The organism is Streptomyces sp. NPDC060027, from assembly GCF_042737005.1.
Taxonomy (GTDB): Bacteria; Actinomycetota; Actinomycetes; order Streptomycetales; family Streptomycetaceae; genus Streptomyces.
Window position 1 is genome coordinate 1 of sequence record NZ_JBHWVI010000354.1, and the last position, 5,896, is coordinate 5,896.

The following is a 5,896-nucleotide window of genomic DNA, read 5'->3' on the forward strand; positions in this document are numbered from 1 at the left end:
TCGACCACGGCGACGGGCTCGGCCTCGACGACCGGCTCCGCCTCGACCTCGGCGTCGGGCTCGGCCTCGACGACCGGCTCCGCCTCGACCACGGCGACGGGCTCGGCCTCGACGACCGGCTCCGCCTCGACCACGGCGACGGGCTCGGCCTCGACGACCGGCTCCGCCTCGACCACGGCGACGGGCTCGGCCTCGACGACCGGCTCCGCCTCGACCACGGCCTCCGGCTCGGCCTCTACGACCGGCTCGGCCTCCGTCTCGGCGACGGGCTCTGCCTCGGCCTCGGCAACGGGCTCGGCAACGGGCTCGGCAACCGGCTCGGCAACCGGCTCCGCCTCGGCCGCGGGCTCAGCCTCGGCAACGGCGACGGCCTCAGCCTCAGCAACCGGCTCGGCCTCGGGCTCGGCCTCGGCGAGCGGCTCCGCCTCGGTCGCGGCCGTCGGCTCCGGCTTCGGTTCCGGGTTTGCCTCTGTGGGTGGTTCCGGGGTCTTTTCCGTCGGCTGTTCTGCCGTGGGGGTCCCCTCCGAAGCGGGGGACGAGGTCTGCTTCGGCACCGTCACGTTGTCGAAGGCGGCCGAAACCAGCTCGTCGACGACGGAGGGCTGGGGCTCGGAGGCGGGAGCCGGAATCTTCGGCTCGGCCTCCGTCACCCGGGCGGAGGCCGGCTCGGCCTCCGGGGACGGTGCCGGCTCCGTGGCGGGAGCCGGGACCGTCGGAGTCGACGTTGCCTCTCGCGAGGTCTCCACGTCGGCGTCACGACCCTTGCGTGAGCGGCCGAACGCATTCCGCAGGAGAGTGAGAATGCCCATGTGCGCAACCCTTCGCGTGAGTTGATCCCGTCAATCCCTGGCCAGGACGGACACGTAAGGTTAGCGGCCACAGAAGGTGATCTTCGGCAGGGGCGGCACACCGGACGACGGACACGTCAACCCCCTTACGGCGCCCACGGGTTCACTTTCCCGTCGCGGGGATTTGTCGGACTTCTGCGTTCCGTCGCGCGCCCTCCCCGGTGTCACGCTTGTGTGAACGGATCGCAAGGGGAAGGTAAAGCGCGTCAATGCGGTGAGGCGATCGCCCTGGCCGCCGCGACCTCCTGCCGTACCGGTTCGAGCACGCTGCCCGAGGGGCCGGTGAGGTCGGTGCGGACGGCGACGAGCACGTCCGTCTCGCGCAGTCCCTCGGACAGCTCCCGCAGCTGAAGCGCGACGGTGCAGATCTCGACCGACGACGGCTCGGCCGCGCCCTGTTTCACGTGGACCCGCGCGGCGGTCGTCGCGTCCACGATCCGTTCGACGGCGACGACGAGCGGCATCCAGGCGGCGGCCCGGCGCCCGTTGGGCGGCGGTTCGGTCAGGGCGCGCTGGAACTCCGTACGGATGGAGGAGAGGTCGCGATACAGGCGGCGCCGGCTGCGGGCGCGGGCCGCGGGTTCGGCGGTGTCCCCGAAGGCCAGCTCGACATAGCCGGCGGTGTCGGCGACCGCGTCCGCGAGCCGGTCGCCGACCCGGGCGTGCCAGCTCTCCGGCCAGAGGAGGTACCCGGCCACCAGGGCGATCGCGCAGCCGACGAGGGAGTCGACGAGGCGGGGCACGATGAGCCCGGTGCCCTGGTGGTTGAGGTTGTCGGACAGCAGCAGGATCACCGGGGTGATGGCGGCGGTCTGATAGCCGTAGCCGCGGGGGGTCAGGACCGGGATGAGCGAGGCGAGCAGCATCATCACGGGCACGTCCCACCAGCCGCGCGGCACCACGGTCAGCACGGCCGCCGCGACCACCAGACCGGCGACCGTGCCGATCGCGCGCAGCAGCGCCCGGGAGAAGACGGAGCCGTAGTCGGGCTTCATGACGAACGTGATGGTGAGCGCGACCCAGTAGGAGCGCGGCACCGCGACGGTCGAGACCAGCACCTGGGCGAGGCCGATGCACAGGGCGAGGCGGGTGCCGTAGCGCCAGGATGCGGAGGACAGCAGGACGTTGCGGGTGGCGCGGGCGGCGCGGACGCGGAGCGTGGCGGGCCGGCCGAGGCGGTCGTCGAGGGCGCGCGCGTCGGGGGACCGGTCCGTGACGACGCCGGAGGCGTGCCGCAGGGCGTGGTCGACCGCGCGCGCGGTCTCGTCGACCGGGGTGGGCAGGCGCAGTTCCAGCGGGCCGGTGTCGCCGGCCTCGACGGCCTCGGCGAGGCGGCGTACGGCGGCGGGGATCTCGGCGGGCAGCGGCGCGGCCCGCTGGTGGGCCGCGGGGGCGGCCTCCACGACCGGGGTGACGGCGTTGAGCTGGGCGAGCAGCCGGACGAGGTCGGGGCTGCGGCCGTGGTGGAAGGCGCGCCGGGCGAGGACGACGTCGTACGCCTGGTTGAGGGACTGGGTGACGGCGACGCGGAGGTCTTCGTAGGCGTCGGTGCCGCTCGCGGCGAGCAGGTCGGCGACCTTGCGGTAGGTGTCGGCGACGGCGGACCGTTCCGGCACCCCCGAGCGCAGCGGCCAGGCGAGCAGGGCCAGGGCGAGGACGAGGAGCCCGCCGCCGGACATCAGGACCGGGGCGAGCCACCAGTCGCCGGGCAGCGGAAGTCCGGCGCCGATCACGCAGTTGAGGAGCAGCAGCAGTCCGGTGACGGAGGCGACGGCGCCGATCGAGGAGATCATCCCGGAGACCAGGGCGACCCCGGTCACCGCGGTGACGGCGACCCAGCCGTGCCCGAACGTCAGGGCGCCGATGGTGACGCCGATCGCGCCGAAGAACTGCGGGAGCGCGATGTTGAAGATCCGCATGCGGTACGCGTCCGCGGTGTCGCTGATGACTCCGGACAGCGCGCCCATGGAGGCGAGGGCGCCGTACGCGGGACGGCCGTAGGCGAGGCCGATGGCGAGGGGGAGCGACAGGGCGACGGCGGCGCGTACGGCGGCGGGCCGGTTGACGGGTGCCCGCTGCGGTTGGAGGTTCCTGACCAGCCAGTCGGGAGGGGTGAGGCCGATGGGGAACTCGCGGGACATGTCCCCAAGTATGGGGGTATCCGGAGGACGGCTCCCGGCTCAATCCCGCTGGTGGAGGGTGAGGTCGACGACGAGGGCGCGGTGGTCGCTGCCGCTGATCCGCAGGAAGACGGCCCGGTCCGCGGAGAAGTCGGCGGAGACGAGGACGTGGTCGATCTGCGCGCCGAACGTCGGTGTGGTCCTGGCCGGCCAACTCGGGGTCCGCGGGGAGCCCGCGAGCCGGGCGCTGTCGCGCAGTCCGGTGTCGAGGATGCGGCGGAAGGCGGCGTGGTCCTGGGAGGCGTTGAAGTCCCCGGCGAGGACGGTGGGTTCACGGGACCGCGCCGCGTAGTCGCGCAGTTCGCCCAGTTCGCGCCGCCAGACGCCGAGTCGGCCCGGGAGCGGGGGCATCGGATGGGCGAGCTGCAGCCGGACGGCGTGGCCCCGTACGTCGGCGACGGCTCCCGGCATGCCCATGGTCCCGCGTACACCGTCGGCGCCCTTCAGCGGGAACCGGCTCATGACGACGGATCCGTCGGACCCGGCCCCCTCGACGGCCTCCCGGTACGGATACACGCCTTCGCCGCCTCCGAAGGCGTCCTTCAGTGCCCGCGAACACCCGTAGTCGCACTCCTCGACGAACAGGATGTCGGGCTTACGCCGCCGGACGGCCTCGATCAGCGAACCGGTCCCCCGCCCGAACTCCACGTTGGAGGTCATGACCCGGAGCCCGGCGAGCGGACTCCCGCCGGGTTCGGCGGCACTGCCGTAGGGCTCGATGAACCAGGCGACGAACCCCAGGAGGGCGACCCCCCACACCAGACCCGGCCGCCAGCGCGCGAGCAGGGCGAGCAGCAGGGCGAGGCCGGTCGGTACGAGCAACCACGGCAGGAAAGCCAGCAGTTGAGGTACGGGCGTGATCCCGTCGGTGTCGGCCGCCCGGCATCCGACGACGACGCTCACCCCGGCCAGCAGCAGACCGGCCACCCAGACCCCGAAGGTCCGGCCGCCCCGCCGCTCCCGGTACGGCGGATCCTCCGCGCCCGTCCACTCAGCCGCCGCAGTGTCCAACTCCCCGCCTTCCGCTCGTCCGGGTGAGGTGTCCGAATCCTCCCCCGAAGACGGGGTGCGGTGGTGGAGGGTTGCCCGACGCGATGCCGGGCCGCGGGCGCCCCCGGTGCGGGCCGGACGGTCCGTCCGCTCGGCGCGGGGTCAGACGCCGACCTGTGTCGACTGCTCCGCGGGAGCCGGCGCCGCCGCCCTGGCCGCCTGCCGGTAGCGCGCGCAGACGCCGACGAGCACGGCGGTCAGAGCCACCGTCAGACCCATGGCCAGCAGCAGCCAGCAGACGACCCGGAGGGTCTCGGTCAGGGCGTCGTACACGGCGCCCGCGGCCGTGCGGGACACGTCGCGCGGCAGGTCGTCGAGGGTGAGCCTGCGGCCCACGGTGATCGCGACGCCGAGCAGCGTGGCGCCCAGCGCGGTGCCGAGGCCCGTCGCGAGGACCGCCCGGCGGCGGCACACGGCGACGACGATCCCGGCCGCCGCGAAGACGACCGACGCCACCGGCAGCCAGAAACCGGCGAGTTCGAGCACGTGGAACCCCTTCCGGAGCCGGGCCATGTCCTCGGCCCCGAGCACGGTGATCTCGGTGTGCTCGACGGGGATGCGGCCGGCCAACGGCATGTGGTCGTCGGCGAGTCGGCGTTTGACCCGCTCGGTGACGGGTGCGAGGTCGACGGTCACGGCACCCTCGCGGTCCTCGCGCAGCGCCCGCATCACGGCTTCGTGCGCGGCCAGATTGGCGGCCTCCCACGCCGTGCGGTACGCCTCGGTCTCGGTGAACGAGAGCACCGCGTCTCGCACGAAATGGTTCACCGGCCCCTGGAGCCTTGGCCGTACGTGGACTTCGCGCAGGATGCCGTCGGTGACGCCGGCCGCGATCGCGTCCCGTACGTCGGCGTCGGCGGCGAGCGGCGCCATGGTGGCCTCGTACCGCGCGGAATCGCCGAGCCCGTACATCGCCCAGGTCGACAGCGCGCCGAGCGGCGCGAGCAGGCAGGCGAGGCCGATCAGCACGGTCGAGAGAGCGCTCCGGACACGAGGGGACACCTCTTCAGGCAAGGCCTCCCGGCCGCCGTCCGCGAGCGGGTTGACTGCAAATGGGCGCATACGACAAGCCGAACGGGGAGCCGCCACGCCCGAATCCGTGTTCCGACCCCCGTTCGGCCCTCTTCGACGGCCTCCCCACTCCACCTCCCACCCCGCGCATCCCAGTCGCCCCAAGGGCTCCGCCCGCTCCGGTGGAGCCCTCACCCGAACGGGTGTTTCCTGGATCTGGGGGAAAAGGAGGCCGATATGCGCACCACCCCCGCCCTGCGGACTTTTGCCGCGGCCCTGCTCAGCGGCGGTGTACTGACCGTCGCGGCCGCAGGCACCTCCATGGCGGCGGCTCCGTCGGCGCACACCGACAGCGGCGGCTCCGGCGGTCCCGTCTGGGGCACCGTCGTCTCCCGTGGAGAACTGAACCTGCGACTCCAGCCCAGCACGAACTCGCCCGTCGTGGGCGCGCTCTCACCGGGCAGTCAGGACCGCGTCCAGTGCGCGGTGACCGGACAGAGCGTCTTCGGCGACACCAACTGGTACTGGCTGGTCGGCGCCCACGCCTGGGCGAGCGCCGCCTTCGTCGACACCGGCGGCCAGTGGGTGCCCAGTTGCTCGGACCCGTGCCCCGGCGAGAAGGACGGGGTGTGGCACAACGCGCACTGGGACGACGGCCGGAACCCGCGCAACGACCCCGGCTGGAGTTCGACCGGCTCCACCTGGAGCTTCAGCGTCTCCAGCTCCTGGACCTGGACCGTGTCCGGCTCCTCCTCGAACTCCTGGGACTGGGTCCCAGGTGGCAGGTGAGTAGGTGAGTGAGGGAGA

Annotated in this window: 4 protein-coding genes and 1 pseudogene; 1 reads left to right on the top strand and 4 read right to left on the bottom strand. The window is 73.2% G+C overall.

Translation table 11 applies throughout. The annotated features are described in order from the left end of the window. From ACFWBT_RS41295 to ACFWBT_RS41310, 4 genes and pseudogenes are all read right to left on the bottom strand, one after another. Positions 1-809 (bottom strand): annotated as a pseudogene (locus tag ACFWBT_RS41295) (Toxic cation resistance protein); the annotation flags it as partial. A gap of 245 nt (positions 810-1,054) precedes the next feature. Next, positions 1,055-2,989: an FUSC family protein gene (locus ACFWBT_RS41300; protein WP_385709472.1), complete on the bottom strand. Its 1,935-nt coding sequence runs from the start codon at positions 2,987-2,989 to the stop codon at positions 1,055-1,057. Positions 2,990-3,028: 39 nt separating this feature from the next. Beyond that, positions 3,029-4,039 carry an endonuclease/exonuclease/phosphatase family protein gene (locus ACFWBT_RS41305; protein WP_385709475.1) on the bottom strand — a complete coding sequence of 337 codons (1,011 nt, stop codon included), beginning with the start codon at positions 4,037-4,039 and terminating at the stop codon, positions 3,029-3,031. A 141-nt stretch (positions 4,040-4,180) separates the two neighbouring features. Next, a complete protein-coding gene (locus tag ACFWBT_RS41310) occupies positions 4,181-5,080 on the bottom strand; it encodes a hypothetical protein (protein ID WP_385709482.1) in 900 nt (299 codons plus the stop codon). 246 nt (positions 5,081-5,326) lie between these two features. On the opposite strand from ACFWBT_RS41310, the gene ACFWBT_RS41315 reads away from it, so the two are divergent. Continuing rightward, positions 5,327-5,878 (top strand): SH3 domain-containing protein, encoded by a 552-nt coding sequence (locus ACFWBT_RS41315; protein ID WP_385709479.1) that lies wholly within the window; start codon positions 5,327-5,329, stop codon positions 5,876-5,878. Positions 5,879-5,896 lie beyond the last annotated feature (18 nt).